This is a genomic window from Roseovarius sp. MMSF_3359 (assembly GCF_030733385.1).
In the GTDB taxonomy this organism is placed as follows: Bacteria; Pseudomonadota; Alphaproteobacteria; order Rhodobacterales; family Rhodobacteraceae; genus Roseovarius.
Window position 1 is genome coordinate 50777 of record NZ_JASHJC010000014.1, and the last position, 22168, is coordinate 72944.

18 protein-coding genes are annotated in these 22168 nt (G+C 59.7%); 9 read left to right on the top strand and 9 right to left on the bottom strand.

Features of this window, described 5'->3' with window-relative positions; genetic code table 11:
- Nucleotides 1–3: 3 nt before the first annotated feature.
- Both RBB29_RS17925 and RBB29_RS17930 read right to left on the bottom strand, forming a co-directional pair.
- Nucleotides 4–1008 (bottom strand): ABC transporter permease, encoded by a 1005-nt coding sequence (locus RBB29_RS17925; RefSeq protein WP_306115699.1) that lies wholly within the window; start codon nt 1006–1008, stop codon nt 4–6.
- A 113-nt stretch (nt 1009–1121) separates the two neighbouring features.
- Nucleotides 1122–3161: an ABC transporter substrate-binding protein gene (locus RBB29_RS17930; protein WP_306115700.1), complete on the bottom strand. Its 2040-nt coding sequence runs from the start codon at nt 3159–3161 to the stop codon at nt 1122–1124.
- 461 nt (nt 3162–3622) lie between these two features.
- Here RBB29_RS17930 and argE point away from each other — a divergent pair, with 461 nt between their 5' ends.
- Nucleotides 3623–4786 carry an acetylornithine deacetylase gene (gene argE / locus RBB29_RS17935; protein WP_306115701.1) on the top strand — a complete coding sequence of 388 codons (1164 nt, stop codon included), beginning with the start codon at nt 3623–3625 and terminating at the stop codon, nt 4784–4786.
- Nucleotides 4787–4952: 166 nt separating this feature from the next.
- Here argE and RBB29_RS17940 read toward each other — a convergent pair whose 3' ends face one another.
- The 4 genes from RBB29_RS17940 to RBB29_RS17955 form a co-directional block, all read right to left on the bottom strand.
- A complete protein-coding gene (locus tag RBB29_RS17940) occupies nt 4953–6956 on the bottom strand; it encodes a bifunctional diguanylate cyclase/phosphodiesterase (protein WP_306115702.1) in 2004 nt (667 codons plus the stop codon).
- 8 nt (nt 6957–6964) lie between these two features.
- Nucleotides 6965–7474: a molybdopterin-dependent oxidoreductase gene (locus RBB29_RS17945; RefSeq protein WP_306115703.1), complete on the bottom strand. Its 510-nt coding sequence runs from the start codon at nt 7472–7474 to the stop codon at nt 6965–6967.
- A gap of 199 nt (nt 7475–7673) precedes the next feature.
- Nucleotides 7674–8603: a phosphotransferase gene (locus tag RBB29_RS17950; RefSeq protein ID WP_306115704.1), complete on the bottom strand. Its 930-nt coding sequence runs from the start codon at nt 8601–8603 to the stop codon at nt 7674–7676.
- A gap of 16 nt (nt 8604–8619) precedes the next feature.
- Nucleotides 8620–11043, bottom strand: coding sequence for an FAD-dependent oxidoreductase (locus RBB29_RS17955; protein ID WP_306115705.1), 2424 nt, complete (start codon nt 11041–11043; stop codon nt 8620–8622).
- Nucleotides 11044–11144: 101 nt separating this feature from the next.
- On the opposite strand from RBB29_RS17955, the gene RBB29_RS17960 reads away from it, so the two are divergent.
- Nucleotides 11145–11909, top strand: coding sequence for a DeoR/GlpR family DNA-binding transcription regulator (locus tag RBB29_RS17960; protein WP_306115706.1), 765 nt, complete (start codon nt 11145–11147; stop codon nt 11907–11909).
- A gap of 16 nt (nt 11910–11925) precedes the next feature.
- Here RBB29_RS17960 and RBB29_RS17965 read toward each other — a convergent pair whose 3' ends face one another.
- From RBB29_RS17965 to RBB29_RS17975, 3 genes are all read right to left on the bottom strand, one after another.
- Nucleotides 11926–13599, bottom strand: a complete 1674-nt coding sequence (locus RBB29_RS17965; protein ID WP_306115707.1) for an amidohydrolase — start codon at nt 13597–13599, stop codon at nt 11926–11928.
- A gap of 197 nt (nt 13600–13796) precedes the next feature.
- On the bottom strand, nt 13797–14027 hold the full coding sequence (locus tag RBB29_RS17970; RefSeq protein ID WP_306115708.1) for a hypothetical protein: 231 nt from the start codon (nt 14025–14027) through the stop codon (nt 13797–13799).
- A 71-nt stretch (nt 14028–14098) separates the two neighbouring features.
- Nucleotides 14099–15718 (bottom strand): hypothetical protein, encoded by a 1620-nt coding sequence (locus RBB29_RS17975; RefSeq protein WP_306121196.1) that lies wholly within the window; start codon nt 15716–15718, stop codon nt 14099–14101.
- A gap of 136 nt (nt 15719–15854) precedes the next feature.
- Here RBB29_RS17975 and RBB29_RS17980 point away from each other — a divergent pair, with 136 nt between their 5' ends.
- The 7 genes from RBB29_RS17980 (at nt 15855) to RBB29_RS18010 (ending at nt 22147) form a co-directional block, all read left to right on the top strand.
- Complete coding sequence (locus RBB29_RS17980; protein WP_306115710.1) at nt 15855–16169, top strand: hypothetical protein; 315 nt, start codon at nt 15855–15857, stop codon at nt 16167–16169.
- Between the two features lie 63 nt (nt 16170–16232).
- A complete protein-coding gene (locus tag RBB29_RS17985; protein WP_306115711.1) occupies nt 16233–16592 on the top strand; it encodes a PRC-barrel domain-containing protein in 360 nt (119 codons plus the stop codon).
- Nucleotides 16593–16606: 14 nt separating this feature from the next.
- The gene (locus RBB29_RS17990) at nt 16607–17221 is read left to right on the top strand and encodes an HdeD family acid-resistance protein (protein ID WP_306115712.1); all 615 of its coding nucleotides are present in this window, start codon (nt 16607–16609) and stop codon (nt 17219–17221) included.
- 62 nt (nt 17222–17283) lie between these two features.
- A complete protein-coding gene (locus tag RBB29_RS17995; RefSeq protein ID WP_306115713.1) occupies nt 17284–17487 on the top strand; it encodes a hypothetical protein in 204 nt (67 codons plus the stop codon).
- Nucleotides 17488–17875: 388 nt separating this feature from the next.
- The gene (locus RBB29_RS18000; RefSeq protein ID WP_306115714.1) at nt 17876–18895 is read left to right on the top strand and encodes a putative 2-aminoethylphosphonate ABC transporter substrate-binding protein; all 1020 of its coding nucleotides are present in this window, start codon (nt 17876–17878) and stop codon (nt 18893–18895) included.
- Between the two features lie 106 nt (nt 18896–19001).
- Nucleotides 19002–20135, top strand: coding sequence for a putative 2-aminoethylphosphonate ABC transporter ATP-binding protein (locus tag RBB29_RS18005; RefSeq protein ID WP_306115715.1), 1134 nt, complete (start codon nt 19002–19004; stop codon nt 20133–20135).
- Nucleotides 20132–22147: a putative 2-aminoethylphosphonate ABC transporter permease subunit gene (locus RBB29_RS18010; RefSeq protein WP_306115716.1), complete on the top strand. Its 2016-nt coding sequence runs from the start codon at nt 20132–20134 to the stop codon at nt 22145–22147. Before RBB29_RS18005 ends, RBB29_RS18010 begins: the two co-directional genes overlap by 4 nt.
- Nucleotides 22148–22168: the final 21 nt, after the last annotated feature.

Genomic DNA, 22168 nt, shown 5'->3' on the forward strand with positions numbered 1-22168 from the left:
CCGTTACCTCAGGATACTTTTGCGGACACGCGGATCAATCACGGCGAGCAGAATGTCGGTGAAGAAGTTGAGCGTGACGATGGATGCGGTCAGCAGGAAGATGATCGCACCGGCAAGTTGTTGGTCATTCGAGCGCGCCAGCGCCTCGATCAGCAGCGCGCCAGCTTCGGTCAGCGTCAGGATCAGCGCCACGATGGGCAATTCGTTGAAGATCCGGTTCAGGTCGAAGCCCAGCGAATTGACGATGGGTCCAAGCGCATGGCGGGCAGGGTAGCGCCACAGGAGCTTGCGGCCAAAAACACCCCGTGCCGAGGCGGCGGTGACGTAGAGTTTGCCGATCTCATCGGACATCAGCGCGCGCACGGTCTGCAGGGCAAAGGCCGTGGCCGACCATCCGAGGATGAAAATCGGCAGCCAGGCGTGTTTCAAAAGATCGACGAACTTGTCCCAGTCCCAGGGGGCATCGCGGTATTCCTTGCTGAACAATCCGGTCAGCGTCTCGCCGAACCATATGGTCGAGACCAGCATGATCATCAGCGCCAGCAGGAAGTTTGGCATGGCCAGACCCAGATAGCTGAAGAGGCGCAGGCCGTTGTTGAGGAAGGGGTTGTTCGACGCGGCCGAAATGATGCCAACCGGAATCGCGATGGCATAGGCCAGCGCCAGAGCGGCGAGACAGATGGCCAAGGATAGCATGAACTTGTCGCCCAGAAGCTGCGCGATGTTGACCCTCAGGATGCAGCTATCGCCATATTCGCCCTGAAAGGCGTTGACGATCCAACTGGACCAGCGGACCAGGAACGGCCGGTCAAGGCCGAGCCGTTGGCGTTCGATTTCGATGTCCTCTACGGAGATCCCCGACCCTTGGGTGTTCTTGAAAGCCAGGTACCGTTCGGCGCAATCGCCCGGCACTAATTCCATGAGAGTGAAGACAACCAGCGACACGATAATCAGCGTCGTCATCGCCATCATCGCCCGGACTATAACGAAGCGGCCGAATTGCAGCATGTTCCCGTTCCGTAGTTTTGCCTTGGAGCGCCGGATCAGGCGGCGCGCGGCAATTGCGTACTTGGTCTGCGGGCAGCCGAAACCGCCCGCAGCACGTTATGTTGCGATGCCGATTACTCGGTCAACCACCACTGCGAGGCCCGGTACGGGTAGGTCCGGTAGTACTCGTAGGAGTGTGTCTTGAACTCGGTGAAGTTCTGCAACTTTTGGCTTTGATAGATCGGCGCCGGCGCGTTGACCGTGCCGATGAAGAGCAGGTTTTCAACCATGTTCTTCACCATGCGCGCCCCGGTTTCGGCGAACTCTGCGCTGGCCTGATCGGCCGATTGCAGGGTGTTCACGTCGGCCATCAGCTCTTTGACGTATTCCGGCGGCTCAACACCGGCGGATCCATCGCTGTCGACCCATTCCGCCCAGAGCATGCCGGTGCGGTTGCCAAAGTAGTTCTCGAACGGCGGCACCCAGAGCTCGTTGTTGCCCAGAACGATGGCGAGCGGCTGACCCTTGCGCCACATGGACACGTCGAGCTTGTTCGACGATTGCGCCGAGCGATACTCATCCGGGGTCACTTCCTTGACCACCGAGTCGATGCCCACATCCTTCCAGAACTGCGCGACCAGTTCGACGGTCTGACCGGCGATCCCTTGTGTCGAGAAGTTCATGTTCAGGACCAGCTTTTCGCCATTGGGCAACTCGCGAATGCCATCGCCATCGGTATCGGCCATGCCCAGTTCGTCGAGAAGCGCGTTAGCGGCATCCGGATCGAACTCGGTCTTGTAGTTTTCCCAGGACGCATCCGCAAATTCAGGCAGCGGTGAAAAACCCACATACTGTTTCGGCGTGCCTTGGCCAAAGAAACCAACCTCGTTCAACTCGTCGCGGTTGATCGCAATCGACATCGCCTCGCGGAAGCGCAGATCGCCGAAAACCTTGCGCTTTTCCGGGTCCTCATGGGTCACGTTGAAGCCAAAGGCCCCCATGGTGATTTCCGGGCGCAGGTAGATGTTGTACCCACCTTTTTCCTGATTTTCCAAAAGGATAGGTGCAGACGCCAGCTGCAACGATTGCGATTTGTAATCGACTTCGTTGTTGACCAGTTTGAGGATCCGAACCTCGTTGTCGTTGATATAGACCTCGTCCTGCTCACTGATATAGGGCAGTTGCTGACCGGTCGGATCAACCTGATGGAAATAGGGGTTGGCCACAAGGTGGCGACCCTCGGTCGTGTCGGTGATGTAGATATGGCTTTCGAGCGTCGGATAGGTGCTCTTGGGCAGGTTATCCGCAATCTCCGGACGGCTCAGCATCGGGGTGGGCGTGTCCGTCCAGTCCGAGTTACCGTAGTAGGCTTTGATCGCGTCATAGCCGTTTTCAAATCCAAGGCTCTGCGCATAGCTATCCGCGTCGGCATTAATATCCGGGTGGAACTGACCCAGGAAGTGCATCGGCTGGAAGCCCTGACCAAAGTGCGTCGCGAAGTGTGCCAGCAGGCCCGGCTTGGGTGCAGGCAGGTTGAACACCACGGTTTCGGCATCAGGGGCGTCCACGGTCATGGTTTCGCCGCCGACGGTCACGTAATCCTTGGGCTTTTCAAAGATGTTCGTGTCCAGCATCAGGTTGTCGTGCCAGAATTTCACATCGGCGCTCGTGAACGGTGCACCGTCGGACCATTTGTGACCCTTGCGCAGTGTGAAAGTAAGCTGCGTGAAATCATCGTTCCACGACCACGATTTCGCGATGTTTGGCACGATGGTTTGCAAGTCATCCGAGTAACGCACCAGGTTGACGTGACGCACCGAGAGGAAATCCGACGTGCCGGCTTCGGTCGCGTTCGACAGGACGTCGAGCGTGCCGCCATAGGTGCCGATCGAGTCGTAAGGCACGACAACAAGTGGATCTTCGGGCAGGCGATCGGCCAAAGCTGGCAATTCGCCATTGCCTTTGATCTGGCCGTTCAGCGCGGCGATATCCGGGTTGGCCGAGAATTCCATGGTGCAGCCCGCGGCCGCCTGGAACTCGGACAGGTCGTATTGCTGCGGGTATGCGCCCGCGGCCACGCCCTGCATATCGGCGACCGTAACCGCCGGGCAGTTTGCATAGGCTGCTGCGGGCAAGGCAACAGCGGCAACGCCTGATAACAATAGTCTTTTCATGTTTCCTCCATTGGACATTTAGTCAGACAAGGAGGGACTGGCGCTTTTTGTTGACATTATGATGACAGCCATCCCCCCGGATTTTTTTGTTTTTTGGTTTCCCCCAAGTTTCAGCCTGGAATTGCGATTCCGACCTCTGACACCTGACAGTAGGGCAGAAAACGACGTCGCTACAATCGTATAATTTCTATCGTTTCAAAAGAAAAAATTATAACGCGCTGCCGCGTTGGCCTGCCGCGATGCCCCATGCCGTGAAAATGGGCATCGTGATACAGCGCAGGGTTGGGTGTGGGACAGGTCGCGGGCGCCGAATGTCGTGAACTCGCATTTGAATTGAACGGCTTGGCCCGTCGCCCTTGATGTTCCAAGGATGGCCGATGCGTTCCCGCGAGATATGGCTAGAAGAATCAAAGCACGTCACGATAGGCTTCGTTGAGTTGCGGGAACAGGGGGGCGATCGGGTGGCTGATACTTTGACTTCTGCGGTGGAGATACTCGAACGCCTCGTGGGCTGTGAGAGTGTTTCGGGCCGGCCAAACCACGAGATTGTCGGATACATTTCCGATTGGTTGCGAACGCAGGGCGTTGAGGTCACCATCAGCCGCGATGCCGATGGTGAGCGTGCGAATGTCTTTGCGACCATCGGTCCGCCTGTCGATGGCGGTGTCGTGCTGAACGGGCACACGGATGTCGTACCTGTGGAGGGGCAGAACTGGTCTTCGGATCCATTTCAGCTGACCCGCAAGGGGGATCGGTTTTACGGGCGCGGATCCGTCGACATGAAGGGTTTCCTGGCCTGTGTGATGGCGTCCGTGCCGGTGTTTCAGGCGGCCCGTTTGACGCGGCCCGTGCATATCGCCTTCACCTATGACGAAGAAATCGGTGGTATCGGCATGCCGGTGCTGTTGGAGCAGATGGGGACGCTGTCCTATCGTCCGTCGATCGTCATCGTGGGCGAACCCACGGATATGAATATCGTCACCGGTCACAAGGGCGGTGACGAGATGCGCACCGAGATTACCGGGTTCGAGGTTCATTCCTGCGACCCCACCAGAGGCGTGAGCGCCATTTCCGTGGCCGGCAAGCTCATTGCCAAGATCGAGGAAATCGGCGCCAGGCTGGCCGCGGCGCCATACCCCGGATCGCCGTTCGAGCCACCTTATGCCACCTTCAACATCGGGACCATTGAAGGCGGAGCAGCACGAAACGCGACGGCGGGGTGGTGCAATTTCGATTGGGAGTTCCGCGGGATGCCGGGGGAAGACAGCCGTGTCATCATTGCCGAGATCGAAACCTATGCGGCGGAGCAGCTTTTGCCAGCAATGAAGGCGGTGCACGAAAACGCGGCGATCAATATCATCACCGAAGTCGCTGTGCCGTCGCTGGATGACCGGAATGCCGGACCTGCCGCGGCTTTCGTCAGCGAGATCACCGGTCAGAACAGCCGAAATGTCGTCTCCTTCGGCACCGATGCCGGGTACTTCAGTGATGCGGGTCTCTCGACCGTTGTGTTTGGGCCGGGGACGATCAAGCGCGCGCACGGAGCAGATGAGTTCATCGAAGAGCGGGAGTTGGTCCAAGGACTGGATTTCCTGCGCGCAGTTGCTCGGAAACTCTCGGAATAGGAGCCTGAAGGCTCGACAACCGCGCCCCTAGCAGGTTGGGCCAACCGACCTCCTGAGCGTCTCGCGATTATAGTTGGCGAGTTGCGGAACGTTGATTGTCTGGCGGCAACGCCTTCTTCGGGTTGCATGCGCGCGGATGTGCCTCAACGCTTCAGAGATCGTCTGCTCAATTCGGGGACATCTGGCGGGAGGGACGGTTGTTGTTCATTGCCGCGCTGAATGCCGCTTCTGGCGCTTCCGGACGGCCAAAAAAGTAGCCTTGCCCATTCTGGGCGCCCATTTTCGTGACGATTGAACCTTGCCGGTCGGTCTCGATCCCTTCCACGGTGACCTCGAATTCGAGGTTCCGGGCGATATCCATGACCGACGTCAACAACAGGCGGGCTTTTTCGGAGCTTTCGAGTTCTTCGACGAGAGAGCGGTCGATCTTCAATTCATCGGCGCTTGTGGTTCGCAGATAGGCCAAGGAGGAGTATCCCGTCCCGAAGTCGTCGATGGCGATTTTGCAGCCAAGTTTACGCAAACCGCTGATGACCGAGCGGGCTTGCTTCCAGTCGCGCATTTCCATGGTCTCCGTAATCTCCAGCGTCAATCGACTGGGGTTCAACAAAGAGGACCAAAGCGCATCCTGCACCCATTCGACGATACGAACAGATGTAAAATGCAGCGCCGACAGGTTAACGCTGACCGAAAAATCTGTTCCGTGATCCGTGTTCCAATCGGCAACCATCTTGGTGGCATTCCGCAGGACGAAATGGTCGATATCGACGACCATGCCGCTTTCCTCGGCGATCAGGATGAACTGATTGGGCGGTACAAGCTGCCCGCCGCGCCGCCAGCGGACCAATGCCTCGAATCCGAAGACCTTTTTGTCAACCAAGGTGACCTTGGGTTGCAGATGTACCTCGAGGTCACCGTGTTGGATGGCGCCAGGCAATTCTTCAAGCATGTCGCGGCGTTCCTGGTAGCGCCCCTCAAGCTCATGATTATAGAATGTATAACACCCGCGGCCTGCGGATTTGGATGCGTAAAGCGCAAAATCGGTTACCCTCGACAGGAGGTCCAGCGTCACCGTTTCGTTTTGCGAAACCTGTGTCGACGTGGCCAGACCGATGCTCAGCCCGATCTCGAAACTTTCGCTTTCAAAGGAAAAAGGTGCCGCGACGTCGGACAGTATCCGCTGGCACAGGCTGGTCAGCCGGACCACATGGTCGCTGGGAACAACGATGGCGTATTCATCCCCGCCCAGACGAGCTGCGAACCCCTTGTTTTCGTTGGCGAGCTTCGAGAGTACGCCCCCGACATGCTTGAGCACCGCATCGCCCGCGGCATGTCCGTAGGTATCGTTAATCATCTTGAATTCGTCCAGGTCAATGAACAGAAGCGCCAAGGGCCGATCGTCCTTGAGCATCCTCTCGAGCCTGTCCTGAAACTGCGACCGGTTTGGGAGCCTCGTAAGTGGATCGAAAAACGCCAGGAACTCCACCCGCGCTTCAGCACTTTCGCGGGCACGGCGGCCCAGAACCTCTCGCCGCAGCAGCAGCAATGCCACCGAGCCGATCAGGGTCAGGCAGGTCAGGTTGGCGAGCACAACAACCTGCTGTTTGCGCACGGCCCGGGATTGTTTGTCCAGTACCTTGTCCGCCTGCCGCCGCATGTCGTCGAGGAACTGAACCAGATGACTGCGGGCATCGACGGCCGCGGCCAGCAGCGTGTCCATGAGAAGATCAATGTCGGGGCTGTCCTCGGCGATTGCGGCATCGGCAATCTCGATGATCTGATCCAGTGAATTGATCGTTGCCGGTGCCGACCTGATTTCCTCGTGCTGTGCGATGGACGCCCGCAAGCTATCCAGTCGCACGAACAGCACATCGGTCGCATTGGCAAAATCGCTCTTCAGCTCTGGCGTCATCTCGCCGGTATTGACGGCCTTTTGCGTGACCATCAGGAGCCTGTGGATGTCGCTCAGTGCGACATATCCGTTGCGTGCGTTCTGATCGCGAAACTTGGAGTGATTGAACTCCAGCTGGCTCACGACGGTTTGCACGTAAAACCCGACCGCGGCACAGATGACAAACAACAGGCCGACGACCGAGATTATGCCCAGGCGCGAGGCAAACCTGTCCAGGATCCGGTCAAGCCGGCCGGTTATTTTTCCCGTGCCGATCATAGGTCGAGTTACTGCTCCGCCGAAATACGTGCTGCCATCCAGACGAGGTTGGATTCCGTCGTGTCACCCGACGCGGTATAGGCATCCATGTCGATAATGAACTGGATCGGGCCACGGGCGCGGCGGGTATGCGGCTTGCCGTTGACGCGGGTCGCCACCAGAACATCGAGGCTATCCCAGATGACCCGCGGGATGACGGTGCTGTAGTCATTTTCCGCCCTGACCGAGATCGCGTCAGCCTCACGAATGCCGTGGGCGGCCAGCACATCAGCCAGCAACACGCCTTCAAACCGCGCGGGAGCGTCGCGCCACGGGGTTGCCGTTGTCAGGCTGTAGGTCGGAAACTCTTCGAGTTGCGACGGCGAATAGGCGGTTTCGCTCCCATCCGCACCAACCACCACAAGGGTGGCATCAGTGTGGCTGATGGGCGCAAGATCAACGGGCGTGATCGGATCGGCCCACAGGATTTTGGTGGAAAGGAGAACTGCCGAAAGGGCGGAGAATACGGGAATTTTCATGGCGCAGCCTGCTCGTTGATTAAACCTGCTGCAAGCTACTCCCGATCCGTTTAAGGAGCTGTTTAATTCCCGGTTTTCGCGGCCGCAAAACCGTGGAAAATACATCTAATTTGAACGATCTGCGGGCGGCTGAACCGATGTTTGTACGGCGTCGCCTAACCAAACGTCAAGGTGCTGCTTTGACGATGAAACGTCATCCTCACCGCGCAGCGACCGCGGCAACATGGGCATCGAAATCGGCTCTGTTCATCAATTTGCGGCACCGGTCGAACCGGCCGGTCGCATAGGCCCAGAAATCCTCGGCCGTGTTGCCATCGGCATGCTGGATCAGCCCCCAGAGCGTCCAGAGAAGATCGCACATCGCCTTGTAGATGACGACGCGCCCCATTTCCTCGGCGGTCGGGTCGCGGCCAAAATACCCGGCAAGCAGTTCCGCTTCCTGGCCCGCGTCCATTTCCGCCTCGACCGACAGGTCGCCCACGTCCCAAAGCGGATCGTTCATGCCCGAATACTCCCAATCGACAATCCACATCGTCCTGCCGTCATCAAGGAAGTTCTCGGACAGAGGATCGCAATGACAAGGCGCGAGCGGCGCGGGGTTGGCCATCAGGGCCGATTTGATCGGTTCGGCCGCTTTGACCACATCATGGTAGCCCTCCGGCAGGGAGACGTCGCGGGTCGACAGCACCTTGAGGTATTCGTCGATCATCGCAAAGAGTTCGAACCGGAACTGGAAGGTTTCGCCGGAGCCATGGAGCTGTGCCAGGGCGGCGCCTGCGCGGCCTGCGGCGCCGTCGATGGATTTGAAATTGGCCGGTGTCATCGTCGTGATATCCGGCACGGTTCGGGTGATCATCACGCCGGTTGCCGCATCGGCCCAGAGCACTTCGGGAGAGACCCCCGCGCGGTGCGCCGCCTCGGCATTGGCAAGCTCGATCGCGCGGTCGATATACTCCTCGGTGCCGTCGCCAGGGATGCGCACGATCACGCTGTCATCGGCGCTGTCCACCCGAAAAACGAGGTTGGTTAATCCGCCAAGCCGGGTGATCTCGCATGCCGCTTCGTCCAGCGAGGCGTGGGAGGGGAGGTTCCTGAGTTGCGCCATGACCCGTTGCGTATGTTCAGACATGATGATGTGCCTCCTTTCAGGATTTGAGCCGGGTGTTGTCCGGGTCATAGACCGGACCGTCGATGCGCCGGACCGGGTGGCGGGTGCCGAAGACCTCGACCTCGAAATCGGTTCGCGCCCAAAGCGCCTTGTCGAGATACCCGTAGAGGATCGTCTGGCCCACCGAGTGACCAAAGCCCGCCGAGGTGGCGAGAGAGACCGTCTGCCCGTCATGGATGATCGTCTCCCCGCCATAAAGCGGTAGTTTGGTGTCGGTCACGAAGGTAGAGATCCGCCGATCCGGCCCGTTTGCCTTTTGCTCCGACAGTGCCTCGCGCCCGATGAAGTTGCCGCCGCTCTTCAGGTGAACGCGGAACCCCAGGCCCGCTTCGATCGGCGTATAATCCGGCGAGATATCGCCCGACCAGTAGAGGTAGCCCTTCTCCAGGCGCAGCGTGTCTATCGCGCGGTAGCCCACATCGCGGATGCCGTGCGGCTGCCCGGCCGCCCGCAGCGTTTCGTAAACATGTGCCCCGAATTCCGTCGGCACATGCAATTCCCAGCCGAGTTCCCCCACGAACCCAATGCGAATGGCGCGTACCGGGGCCGCGCCGACGGTGATGTTGCGCGACGTCGCAAAGGGGAATGCGTTGTTCGAAACGTCCTGCTCGGCGGCAGCCTGCAATACGTTCCGTGCGCGGGGCCCGCAGAGGTTGATGACCGCAAAGCCCGAGGTCACCTCGATCAGATGGGTGCCGCCGTCATCGGGCAGGTGGCGGCGGATCCAGTCGGCATCATGGGTGCCGAACCCCGCACCGGTGACGATATAGAAGTGGTTTTCCGCCAACCGCGTGATGGTCAGATCCGCCTCGATCCCGCCTTTGGCGTTGCACATCTGCGCATAGAGGACGGACCCCACGGGCTTGTCCATGTCGCAGGCAGCGAGATGTTGCAATACCTCCAGCGCGGCGGGGCCGATCAATTCGAACTTGGCGAAGCTCGATTGGTCGATCAGGGCCACGCCTTCACGCACGGCGCGATGTTCTTCGGCGGCATAGGCATGCCATCCGGGGTTGAGAAAATCGAGCTGATCCACAGGCTCGACACCCTCGGGGGCGAACCAGAGCGGCCGTTCCCATCCGTTCTTGGACCCATAGACTGCCCCACGTTCTTTTAGGATCTCGTAGAGCGGGGAGCGGCGCAGGCCGCGGACTGTTTCATGCTCCTGTCCGGGATAGCGCATCTTGTAGTGATGGGCGTAATGCTCGACCGCGCGGGGGTACATGAAGGCGCGGGTGCCGTGATGCGGCCCGAACCGGCGCACATCCAGCGGCCAGAGGTCGAGCGATGGGCGCCCTTCGATGATCCATTCGGCGATCATCTCGCCCGCGCCACCACCTGCGGCGATCCCGTAAAGGAACCCGGTCGCCATCATCAGGTTGTCGAAGCCCGGCGCCCAGCCCATGACGAAATCACCATCGGCGGAATAGGGGATCGGGCCATTGATGACCTGCCGCACGCCGACCTCGTTCAGCACTGGCGTCACCTGCGCCGCCAGTTCGGCAAGCGGTGCGAAACGGTCCATGTTGTCTGGCAGAAGCTGCCGCACGAATTCGCCTGGAATGCCGCGGTCACCGAAGGGCAAGGTGTCATCCTCGTAGCCACCCACAACAAGCCGCCCGCCCGCATCGGGCTTGTAATAGACCAGCCTTTCGGGGTCGCGCAGGGTGGGCAGCACCTTGACCACGTCAGGCTCGGGCAGGGGTTCGGTCACGATATACTGATGCTCGACCGCGCAGGCTGGTACGTGCAGGCCCAGCTTGGCGCCCAGTTCGCGGCTCCACATCCCCGCGGCCAGGATGACCGTATCGGCGTGGTAATCGCCATGATCGGTGAGAACGCGGGTGATCTCGCCATCGCGCACCTCGAAATCCTCAACCTTGACGCCCTGCCGGATATCGACGCCAAGGTTGCGCGCGGCGGTGGCGATGGTCTGACACAGGCTGGCGGGGTCCACATGACCGTCCGACGGGATGAACGCTGCGCCCTCAAGGCCGGTCGCGTCGATATAGGGGAAGATGTCCTTGGCTTCTTCGGCCGTTATCATCGACATTTCCAGATCGAAACTCCGCGCCATGGTGGTCAAACGCTGTGCTTCGAGCAGGCGCTCCTTGGTCGCGGCCAGCCTGAGCGAGCCGACTTTCTTCCAGTCGAACGCCTGTCCGGTCTCGGCCTCAAGCGTGTCATACATCGCGACGGAGCGTTTGAGCATCCGCGTGGTGTTGCGCGAGGATCGGAGCTGCCCGACAAGGCCCGCCGCGTGCCAGGTGGCCCCTTCGGTCAGTGAAGCCTTCTCCACAAGGACCACATCGGTCTCGCCGTTCTTGGCCAGATGATAGGCGGTTGAACATCCGATGATGCCGCCCCCGATGATCAGGTGCTTTGCATATTGTGTGGTCATACATCCCCCCGGCGATGATCCTGCGATTCATTTTGCCTGGATTTGGACATAAAACAACATTTTTTGTCGATTTGTGTCGCAATATCTGCTAACCTGATGGAATGACGGGCAAATACGATCAGGAAATCGCGAATATCGTGGCGCTGCACGGCACCGTGTCGATCAATGATCTGGCGGCAATGCTGAACGTGACGGATCAGACCATCCGGCGGATCATCAAGCCCCTGGTCGATCAGGGCCGGATCGAGAAGCTGCACGGGGCGATCCGGGCCGTGGGCAATCCGTTGACTGCGCCCTTTGCCGAGCGGATGGAGCAGAACCGCGCCGCCAAGGCGAAGATCGCAGAGTGTATTGCGCAGATGATCCCGGACGGGGCGTCGCTGGCCATTGATACCGGATCGACCGCGGCCTTCGTGGCGCAGGCGTTGCAGCGTCGTCAAAACCTGACCGTGGTGACCAACTCGGCCTACATCGCCAGCACGCTGGCGCTGATCCGGGGCAACCGGGTGTTCATGGCGGGCACGCAACTGCGTGATTATGACGGCGCCTCATTTGACCGCACCGCCTTCGAGGTGATCGAGCGGATGCAGGTGGACGCCGCCATCCTGACCGCGGGGCAGGTTGATCCGGCGCGGGGCATCGAGGTGGCCGAGCAATGCGAGATGGATATCGCCATCGCGATGGCGGGGATTGCCGCACGGACCATCTTTGCCATCGACAGCAGCAAGTTTGCCGCCCAGCCGGCGAGTGACGGGTTGACCCTGCCGCCGCTCAAAACCCGCCCGACCATCGTGACGGACCTCCACGACACGGACGTGATCGCGGCCATGGAAGAGAGGTTCGACTTCGTGATCGCCGGGGCCTGAGCGGTCGGAAAGCGGCTTAGCCTTCGCCGAAGGTGATCTCTCCGTCGCAGATCGTGGTGACGGCTTGCGCCTGCGCGAGTTCTTCGGTTGGGGTATCGAACAGATCGCGGTCCATGATGGCGATATCGGCCAGGTAGCCTTCCTTGAGCATCCCCTTGCGATCCTCGCTGAACTCGACCCAGGCATTATCATAGGTGTAGGAGGCCAGCGTTTCACGCAGCCCCTGGCGATTGTCCTGCCAGGGCGATGGCAGAGGGGTGCCATGCACCGCCGCCGCGACCGAGGGCATCACGTCGACCGGGACCACCGGCCAGTCGGTCGAAAAGCAGATGCGCGCGCCGCTGTCGCGCAGGGCCCGCCAAGCGAAGGCCTGGGAAATCTGATCGGCGGTCAGGATATCGCCGGGCGGGTAGGGATCAAAAAGCCCGCCTGCGGGGGAATGCATCGGCTGCAACGACGCCACAACGCCAAGGGCGGCCACGCGGGGCAGGTCGGCGGGATCAATCACCTCGATATGTTCTATGCGGTGGCGGCTGTCGCGGACGCCGTTGGCCTTTTGTGCCGCTTCATAGCCATCGAGCGTCCGGCGCACGGCGGCGTCACCGATGGCATGAACACTGATCTGCAGGCCCATCGCATCGGCGCGGATGCAGGCCGCGTTGAAATGATCGGGATCAAAAACCGCATCGCCGATGGTATCGGGATTGCCGGGGTAGGGGGCCAGCATGAAGGCGGTATAGCTGTCGAGGACCCCGTCCATGAACATCTTGACCCGTCCGGAATAGACCTTGTCGCTGTTGAAACGCCGCCGCATCTCATCGGCTTCGTTGAGCCGGTCGAGAGGGTCGTAATTCTTCAGGTGCATCGGCACCTGCACCCGCATCGGCAGACGGCCTTCCTGCTCCAGCTCGCTCAGGAGTTCGAGCTGATAGAAGTTGCCATCCATGTTGTGCAGCCCGGTGATGCCGTGCGTCGCGCAATGTTTCAGGCCGCGCAGGATGACCTCCTTGTCATGGGCGCGTTCTTCGGCGCTGGCGGGTGGCTCGGGGTCGGCGCCGGTCACGTAGCCCAACAGGTCACGGCCACCAAGAACCGAGAGCTTCAGCACCGGGCCAAAGGCGCCGGTCTCATTGAGTTGCCCTGTCGCCGTACCATCCGGCCCCATGACAATCTCACTGCCCTCGGGGACGCTGCCACCATGCAGGATGCCCGCCTGCTCAAGCGCGGCGGTGTTGGCAAAAACCGTGTGGTGGTCCGAGGTCATCAGCGCCAGGGGCCGGTCCGGGAGCACCTTGTCGAGGTCATGGCGTGTGGCGGCCTCACCGGGTGCGAGGATATCGTAGTGGGCCGCGACACCCATGATGAGCGAATCGTCAGGACGTCCGGCCGCATAGGCCCGGACGGCATCGGTCAACCGGTCAAGCCCGCGCAGGCCCATCAGGTCCAGCATGTCGAGCTCGGCCGCGCCCCCGAAGAGATGCACATGACTGTCGATAAAGCCCGGAAGCACCGTCCCGCCCGCCGCATCGAGGATCCGCGTGGCGGGACCGGCCAGCCCGCGCAGATCGGTGGCGCGTCCAACGGCCGAAATCCGGTTGCCGGTGATTGCCAATGCGTCCGCGGGTGTTGTGGTGCCGTTGAACGTGCAAAGCGAGCCGTTGAGGATCAAAATGTCAGGCGTCGAGGACATGTGGTTCTCCGCAAAAGATGATGCCGCCCGCTTGGGCGCTGTGGCGAAAGCTACGCTGCGGATTTTCCAAGCGCCAGTCAGAAGTGGCAAAGCATGCCGAACCTGTCGGCATCCTCGCAAATCACGGGTTGGTACCCCGGGACGGATCACGTCAGGGATCAGATGCACGGCCATGTCCGCCGTGCAGAAAATTCAGACTACTCGATAAGACCGTCTATGCTCGACGCCAGATTTAACGCGGTTTTCACATCCGACATGTCCGCATCTTCGAGCAAGTTTGCTTTTTCGATTTCCGCCTTCAGCGAACGGTAGATTTCAAGCGCCTGCACACTCAGTTGGCTCTCTTGTTCAGGCTGATCCGCTCGGGCCGTCTTTGCCAGATCAACCGCGATTTTGAGAATGTCGATGCGCTGTGCCGTTGATAGCATGGCTGAACCCCACCAGTTTCCGTTTGGGCCATCGCTACAGGCCTATGGAAAAGAACAACAGTGAGTCACCGTTATCGGATCGCTACAGTGTCCCGGCTTTCGCTGCGCACGCCACAACGGTGCAGCCCCTCCCGGATCTGCCCTGCCAATCCGGCCGGGACCTGCCAGATTGCAAATATTGTCGAAAGGTACTTGTCGATATCCGGCACGCGGTCCCTGAATGCCGCGGCAATAGCCGACGCTTCTGCCCCGCGACCCAGTTGGCCAAGACACATCAACTCGAAAAGCTCGGCACCGTTCCAATAGGCTTGGCCGATCTGTTGGGCCGAGCGGAGGGCTTCTTCAAAATTACCATCCATGAACGCGATGACGCAGGTGCTGGCATGGTACCAACCAGGCGGGTCAGGACAAAGGGTAACCGCACGTTCGATGTGAGAACGGGCCGCCGTCAGGTCGCCGCGCATTGCACAACAGATCGACAGGTCGGCCAGCATGTCGGGGTAGTTTGGGTTTGCTCTGATCGCCATGTCTGCTGCCGCCTCGAACCCCGTAAAGTCGCCGAGATGAAAGCGGGTCAGGAACAAGGCATGCAGGCCGGTGGCATTCAGAGGGTCGATCGCCACAGATCGTTCCGCAGCGGCCAAAGCGCGTTCAAAAGGTGGCGGGTCCTTGCGGTAGTTATAGCCGCCCCGAACCTCGTCCCCATAGATGATGGCGAGCATACCCCAGGCACCGGCATAGTTCGGGTCGATCTTCGTCGCGCGCTCCAGCAGATCACGGACATGCCTGTGATGGTCCGCAGATGGCTCCCGCCAGTATTCCGTCGCAAGCAATCGGCATTGATAGGCATCCAATGCCTGGGTTTCGGCATCGCGGGGCCGGGGGCCCGTCCGATGGATGAACCCATGAGGTTCGGCGATCTCGGCCGCCACATGTGCCGCGATATCCTCCTGCACCTCAAAAAGGCTCAGCGCGCTCAGGTCGCGATCATAGGCGTCTGACAAGATCTGCTCACCCGTCGCCGCCTTTATGAGTTGTGCCGTCACCCGCAAATTCTCATCCCAATGGCGGATGCTGCCTTCGACCAGGTATGTGACGTTAAGGTCTGCGCCAACCTCGCGCGGATCACGGCCCGCTCCACGATAGCGGTAGGTCACGTGGCGGGACAGCACCCGTATCTCTCGAAAACGCGACAGGGCGGCGATGATCTCCTCCGTCAGGCCATCGGCAAGATATTCCTGTCCCGGATCGCCGCTGAGGTTGTCGAAGGGCATGACGGCCAGCGACGTGCGCGGGTCCGGCGGGTCGGCGGGCGTGGTGGCATCGGCGGCATCCGGATCGAAAGCAAGCTCAAAGACCGGTGCGTAGCTGCCCTTGGGGATCAAGATGCGTACCGGATCGGCACGCCCTTCCTGACCGTAATAGAGATCGAGGCGCGACCTGAGCTTGTTGGCCTGAACCCGCACGATCGTATCCAGCGTGGGGTCGAAATCGTCGGGTTTGTCGAAGACATCAACGCCTAGGGCATACCCTTTCAACGCATCCGAACGCCCGGCCAGGGCCTCGTTGACCACATGGGACAGAAACCGTTTCATGCGGGTGGTTTCCGAGAAATGAGGGCTGCCGAGCACGCGGTTCAGCTGCTCCTCGATTACTTGCCGATCCATGATGCTGGTCAGTTTTGCCGGCAAACTTTCCTCCAAAATCAAAGATCTATCAGTGTTCTTCACTGTGACTCACTGATGCCCGCCCAACGTCTCTGCGACTATCGGGGCAAGGCCCAGAAAACTGGCCCCAAACGCAAACATATCACGAAAGGATCTAGAAATGAGCACGTTTTCCGATTTCCTGCAAAAGGCAAAAGATGACTATGACCGCGTCGATGCGGACCTGAAGGCATTGGAACAGAAGGCCAAGGATGCCGGTGACAAGGCCGATGCCTGGACCAAGGATCAGGCCGCCAAGCTGAAAGCCGACCTGACCGAGGCGCGTGACAAGGTGACTGCCCTGGCTGAACGGGTTGAACAAGAGGGTGAAGACGCCGTGAGTGAGGCTCATGACCATGCGAAACGGCACTGGGATGCCCTGCATGCCGCGGTCGCCGCCTATCGCGATCATCTGGAGAACACGGTCAGCGCCTGAGCTGCAACCGAAAGGGAGAAAGTCCAATGTTTCGTATCGCTACACTCACGGTGGCCATCGCCCTTGGCGCGACGGCCCCCCAAGGCCAAGGATACGGCGCCGGTTGTCGGTGAAACCGTGTTGGGCGTCGAGGTCAACATCGCGACCGTGGCCAGCACCGGCTACAGCGCGAACAAGTTGATTGGCGCGACCGTCCACAATGACAAGGCTCAGTCGATCGGGACAGTTCATGACCTGATTGTCGGGGCCGAAGGTGAGGTCAGCCTCGCCATCGTCGAAGTCGGTGGCTTTCTGGGTCTTGGATCGAAATGGGTCGCCGTACCGGCGGATCTGTTCAAACCCGGCCCGACCGATGACGTCATCCTGTCAGGCGCGAGCAAGGATGCTCTGACGGCGATGCCACCCTTCCGCTATGCGCAATAGGGGAGGGATCACAGATGCAACAAGCTGATGAAACTATGAAAGATGAAAGCCGGCCGGGGTCGAAAGCTCATGGTCGGCCCAATCCCAAGTGGTTGATCGCGCTGGGGATCGCCACACTCTTGATCGGATTTGTGGCCATCGCCTTTCCTCTCGCCTCGACGCTCGCGATTGAAACCTTCGTCGGTAGCCTGTTCCTGACATTGGGCCTGGTGACGATGGTGCATGCGTTCATGGAAAAGGCCTGGAACGGGTTTCTCTGGGCGCTGTTGATTGGCGGCCTGCATGTCATTGCTGGTATGGCGTTCATGGCAAACCCGCTGGGCGGCGTACTGGCCTTGACCGTGATGCTGGGCGTGATCTTCCTGGTGGAGGGCGTCTTGCGCATCGTTTTGGGTGTTCGGATGCGGCCCAATAATCGCTGGGGTTTGATGATTGCATCAGGCGCAATGTCAATCCTGCTCGCGATCATGGTTCTTGCAGGATTGGCCAACGGCTCTTCGCTGATCGTCATCGGCGTCATCGTCGGGGTCAACTTTGTCTTTGCTGGCTTGGCCCTGCTTCAGATTGGCCTCGATACGTCGCGGGATCACTTCGAAGCTGCGGGTGAGGCAGTCGAAAGTGCATCGTAAATCAGTGGTGGAGTGCACCGTGCTCCACCACGCCTCCATTCCATCATCAAGGTATTTCGAGCGTGAGCGATTTTGACAGGAAGCGCCATTCTGCGCGCATCACCGTTGATTTGGTCCTGGATGATTTGATCGATATGTGCGCCCGTCACAAAGCGTCCATCGAAGAAGCCGCATTAAGACGCGCGAAGCTTGAAATCGAGCGTCGCCTTGAGGCAGCCGAACTCGGTGCGGCGTCGCCGCGAAGTCGATTGGGAAAGCAGAACTGAAAAGACGGTCGAATAATGAACTCGGCGCGCGAACAGGGTGCTGTGTCGCAGTTCGTGCAACTTGGACCTTTGGTGCGTCAGGCAACGTGGTAGATTGCCTGATGACCACGAGACCAACAACGCGTAGACTTCGTCAATACGGCGGCATCCGGTTCGGAGGTCCGTCACAGGAGTTGTGATTGACGCCGCCGCCCAACTTACAGTGCCTGCTTCTAGTGTCTCGTTTACCACCCAATCCCTGCTGAAACCTATCAATATAATTTTTTCTTATCATAATGTAAGTATTATCGATTTTTCCGCTTCCTGCCTTTCTGCCACTCTGACGGGCAGGTCGTAAGCGGGCAAAATCAACAATCGTTCGGCTAAATCGACCGACAGAGGAGGAAACATGAAAACCACAACCAAATTAATTGCATCTGCTGCATTTTCGGTCTTCGCGACCGTCGCAGCGGCGGAGACTGAGCTTACGGTTTACACCGCCGTTGAGGCCGAAGATCTGGCGCGCTATGCCGAGGCCTTCAATGAAGTGCATCCCGACATCACCATCAACTGGGTGCGCGATTCCACCGGCATCATCACCGCCAAGCTGCTGGCTGAGCGCGACAACCCGCAGGCGGACGTGATCTGGGGATTGGCCGCAACATCGCTGTTGCTGCTCAAATCAGAAGGCATGCTGGAGGCATATGCGCCAGAGGGCGTCGATAAACTCGATCCGAAATTTGTCGATGCGGGCGACCCGCCTAGCTGGGTTGGGATGGACGCCTGGGTGGCCGCGGTTTGCTACAACACCGTCGAGGCCGAGAAGAACGGCCTGACGCCGCCGACATCTTGGAAAGACCTGACCGATGCGCAGTATCAGGGCCATGTGATCATGCCTAATCCCAACTCGTCGGGGACGGGTTTCCTTGACGTGTCAAGCTGGCTGCAGATGTTCGGGGAAGAAGACGGCTGGAACTTCATGGACGCGCTGCACGAGAACATCGCGCGCTATACCCATTCCGGCTCCAAGCCTTGCAAACTCGCCGCGGCCGGTGAAATTCCGATCGGCATTTCATTCGCCTTCCGCGGTGCCAAGTCCAAGGCGGCTGGCGCCCCGCTTGAGATCATCGTGCCGAGCGAAGGTGTCGGTTGGGACATGGAAGCGACCGCGATTGTTGCGGGCACGGATGATCTGGAAGCGGCCCAGAAGCTGGTTGATTTCACGGTCACCCGCGAAGCCAACGAAATGTACAACTCGGGCTATGCGGTTGTCGCCATGCCGGGCGTCGCCAAACCGGTCGAGCATTTCCCCGAAGGCCTGCTGGATGCGATGATCGACAACGATTTCGAGTTCGCGGCCAACAACCGCGCGGCGATCCTCAAGGAATGGCAGAGCCGCTACGACGGGAAATCGGAACCGAAAAACTGAATTTCCTCTGGACTTGGGAGGGCCCGCGGGCCCTCCTTTTTTCTGCGGGGAGACAGCCACCCCGCGCTCGAATTCTACTGACACCCTGATGACAAGGATGCGCCCCGTGACTGAGGCAGCCGCCCCCCTGCAAACATATCTGAGCATTGACAACCTTTGGAAAGCCTTTGGCGATTTCCTGGCGCTCAAGGATATCTCACTGGAAATCGACGAAAGAGAATTCGTGTGTTTCCTCGGACCCTCCGGCTGTGGCAAAACAACGCTTCTGCGCGCCATCGCGGGCCTTGACCTGCAGACCAAGGGCACGGTCATGCAGGGCGGCAAGGATGTATCGAACCTGCCGCCATCGGAGCGTGATTTCGGCATCGTTTTCCAGTCCTATGCGCTGTTTCCGAACCTGACGATTGAAAAGAACATCGCCTTTGGCCTGGAAAACACCGGGCGCAGCAAATCCGAAATTGCCGTGCGCGTGGCGGAGTTGCTGGCCCTGGTGGGTCTGCCGGACCAGGGAGCGAAGTACCCTGCGCAATTGTCCGGGGGGCAGCAACAACGGATCGCGCTGGCCCGTGCCATTGCCACCAATCCCGGCCTGTTGCTTCTGGACGAGCCACTTTCGGCGCTGGATGCCAAGGTTCGCGTCCATCTCCGCCACGAGATCAAGGAGTTGCAGCGCAAGCTGGGTGTGACAACCGTGATGGTGACCCACGACCAGGAAGAGGCGCTGGCCATGGCGGACCGGATCGTGGTCATGAACCACGGTGTGATCGAACAGGTGGGGACACCGACGGAGGTCTATCGACAGCCTGCCAGCTTGTTCGTGGCCGATTTCATCGGGGAAATGAACCAGATACCTGCCAGTGCCGGCGCCGAGGGCGAAGTGGTGATTGGCGGATCGACCTTGAAAAGTCAGCAGCACGGGTTTGGCGCCGGTTCCGCAATCGTGGCGGCGATCCGCCCTGAAGACGTGATCCCCCACGGGGATGGCGCGCGGTCGCCCGGGGCGCCGGACGAGATCGAAACCCCCGAAAACGCCTTTGAGGTAACTGTGGCCGAGATGGAATTCCTTGGGTCTTTCTGGCGGTGCCGCCTGCAGCACGAGATTTTTGGCGACAGCGAGTTGATTGCCGATTTCTCGATCAACGCGGTGCGCCGTCTTGATCTGGCGGAAGGCAAGTCGATGACAATCGAACTGCCCGAAGGGCGGTTGATGGCCTTCGCCCCGGCAGGAGAGGCGGCATGAGCGATATCAGCGCCGACAAACTGCCCGAGGGGCCGATCATCAAGGGCAAGCTGAGCCGCGATGACGTGATCATGCGGTTGGGCATGGTGGTGATCGCGCTTTACCTGATCGCCACGCTGGTCTTTCCGCTGTGGGCGATGCTGTCCAAGAGTTTTTCGACCTACACGTTCAACCTGTCGGCCTATGAGCTGCAGGTGAGCGATGAGGCAGGCGATTACAGCGGTGAGATCCTGACCCCCGCGGCGCTGAACGACAAGATGCAGGTCCTGAGCGAGACTGACCTGATCGCCGGGTCCGACAGCCGCATGGGGCTGACGCAGTTCTTTCCCGATTTCAGCTTCCGCAGCCCGGTCATGTACCAGATCCGGAACACCAGCGAGACGGGACGTTTTCTGGTTGGTTCCGAGTTGAAGACCGGCACCGATTGGCTGGAGTTGGACAGCAACACCTTTCGCCGGGTGCAGTTGCGCCCGGAAAAGGCGACGGGGCTCGGGAACTTCGTGAGCTATTTCTCGACGCCCGCGCTGTTTAACTCGATTAAGAACTCGCTGGTGATTGCAGTCATCAGCACGGTGGTCACCGTCACGCTGGCCTTCTGGTTTGCCTATGCGCTCAACCGCAGTTGCATGCGCTTCAAGGGGTTCTTCCGGTTGGTCGCGATGGCGCCGATCCTTGTGCCATCCCTGCTGCCGGGGATCGCGCTCGTGTACCTCTTCGGCAATCAGGGCATGATCAAGGAGCTGCTGTTCGGTGCCAGTATCTATGGCCCCATCGGTATCGTGATCGGATCGGTATTCTTCACCTTCCCGCACGCGTTCATCATCATCTCAACGGCCTTGGCCATATCGGACGGGCGGCTTTACGAGGCGGCGGCCAGCCTGCGGTCGACCCCATGGCGGACTTTCTGGACCGTGACAATTCCGGGCGCACGCTATGGCCTGATCTCGGCGGCGTTCGTGGTTTTCAACCTGGTCATTACCGATTTCGGCTTGCCCAAGGTGATCGGCGGGCAGTTCAACGTGCTGGCGGTCGATATCTATAAGCAGGTGATCGGCCAGCAGAATTTCGAGATGGGCGCAGTGGTGTCGGTCGTGCTGGTGATTCCCGCGATCTTTGCCTTTGCCATCGACCGGCTGGTGCAATCGAAACAGGTCGCTTTGCTGTCGGCCCGCTCGGTCCCGTACCAACCCAGCCCCAACGCCAAAACAGACCGGATCTTCCTGATCTATTGTCTGCTGGTGGCCTTTTTCATCGTCGGTATCCTGGCCGTTTGCCAGTTCGCGGCGCTCATCAAGTTCTGGCCCTATGACCTGAGCTTCAGCCTGACCAATTACGACTTCGACCGCATGGATGGCGGTGGCTGGGCCTCTTACTTCAACTCGATCAAGCTGGGGCTTTTCACCGCTGTGGCAGGTACCTGCGTGGTCTTCTTCGGGGCCTATCTGGTCGAGAAATCCAACGGGTTCCGGACGGGCAGGGCTCTGTTCCAGATGTTCGCGATGTTGCCGATGGCAATCCCCGGCATGGTGCTTGGGCTGGCTTACATCTTCTTCTTCAACAACCCCGCCAATCCGCTCAACGTGATTTACGGGACGATGGCGATCCTGGTGGTCTGTACGGTGACGCACTTCTACACGGTGTCGCACCTGACGGCGGTCACCGCACTCAAGCAGATGGACCGGGAATTCGAAAGCGTCTCGGCGTCGTTGAAACAGCCGACGCTGAAACTCTTCGGACGGGTGACCGTACCCGTCTGTTTGCCCGCTATCCTGGACATTTCGATCTATCTTTTCGTCAACGCGATGACGACGGTCTCGGCGGTGGTGTTCCTTTATTCTCCCAAGACGTCGCTTGCGTCGATCGCGGTTCTGAACATGGATGACGCGGGCGACATCGCCCCGGCTGCGGCGATGGGAATGATGATCTTCTACACCAATGCAGCGGCCCGGGTCATTCACTTGCTAGTGTCGAGAGGGGTGCTGAAACGCACGCAGGCATGGAGGTCGCGGTAGGGTCTATCCGCATGACAGCGG

What these genes read in the sequence shown, in the direction of transcription:
- RBB29_RS17925 (WP_306115699.1), bottom strand. Translation starts at nt 1,008, where the DNA reads ATGCTGCAATTCGGCCGCTTCGTTATAGTCCGGGCGATGATGGCGATG.
- RBB29_RS17930 (WP_306115700.1), bottom strand. Translation starts at nt 3,161, where the DNA reads ATGAAAAGACTATTGTTATCAGGCGTTGCCGCTGTTGCCTTGCCCGCA.
- RBB29_RS17940 (WP_306115702.1), bottom strand. Translation starts at nt 6,956, where the DNA reads ATGATCGGCACGGGAAAAATAACCGGCCGGCTTGACCGGATCCTGGAC.
- RBB29_RS17945 (WP_306115703.1), bottom strand. Translation starts at nt 7,474, where the DNA reads ATGAAAATTCCCGTATTCTCCGCCCTTTCGGCAGTTCTCCTTTCCACC.
- RBB29_RS17950 (WP_306115704.1), bottom strand. Translation starts at nt 8,603, where the DNA reads ATGTCTGAACATACGCAACGGGTCATGGCGCAACTCAGGAACCTCCCC.
- RBB29_RS17955 (WP_306115705.1), bottom strand. Translation starts at nt 11,043, where the DNA reads ATGACCACACAATATGCAAAGCACCTGATCATCGGGGGCGGCATCATC.
- RBB29_RS17960 (WP_306115706.1), top strand. Translation starts at nt 11,145, where the DNA reads ATGACGGGCAAATACGATCAGGAAATCGCGAATATCGTGGCGCTGCAC.
- RBB29_RS17965 (WP_306115707.1), bottom strand. Translation starts at nt 13,599, where the DNA reads ATGTCCTCGACGCCTGACATTTTGATCCTCAACGGCTCGCTTTGCACG.
- RBB29_RS17970 (WP_306115708.1), bottom strand. Translation starts at nt 14,027, where the DNA reads ATGCTATCAACGGCACAGCGCATCGACATTCTCAAAATCGCGGTTGAT.
- RBB29_RS17980 (WP_306115710.1), top strand. Translation starts at nt 15,855, where the DNA reads ATGAGCACGTTTTCCGATTTCCTGCAAAAGGCAAAAGATGACTATGAC.
- RBB29_RS17990 (WP_306115712.1), top strand. Translation starts at nt 16,607, where the DNA reads ATGCAACAAGCTGATGAAACTATGAAAGATGAAAGCCGGCCGGGGTCG.
- RBB29_RS18000 (WP_306115714.1), top strand. Translation starts at nt 17,876, where the DNA reads ATGAAAACCACAACCAAATTAATTGCATCTGCTGCATTTTCGGTCTTC.
- RBB29_RS18010 (WP_306115716.1), top strand. Translation starts at nt 20,132, where the DNA reads ATGAGCGATATCAGCGCCGACAAACTGCCCGAGGGGCCGATCATCAAG.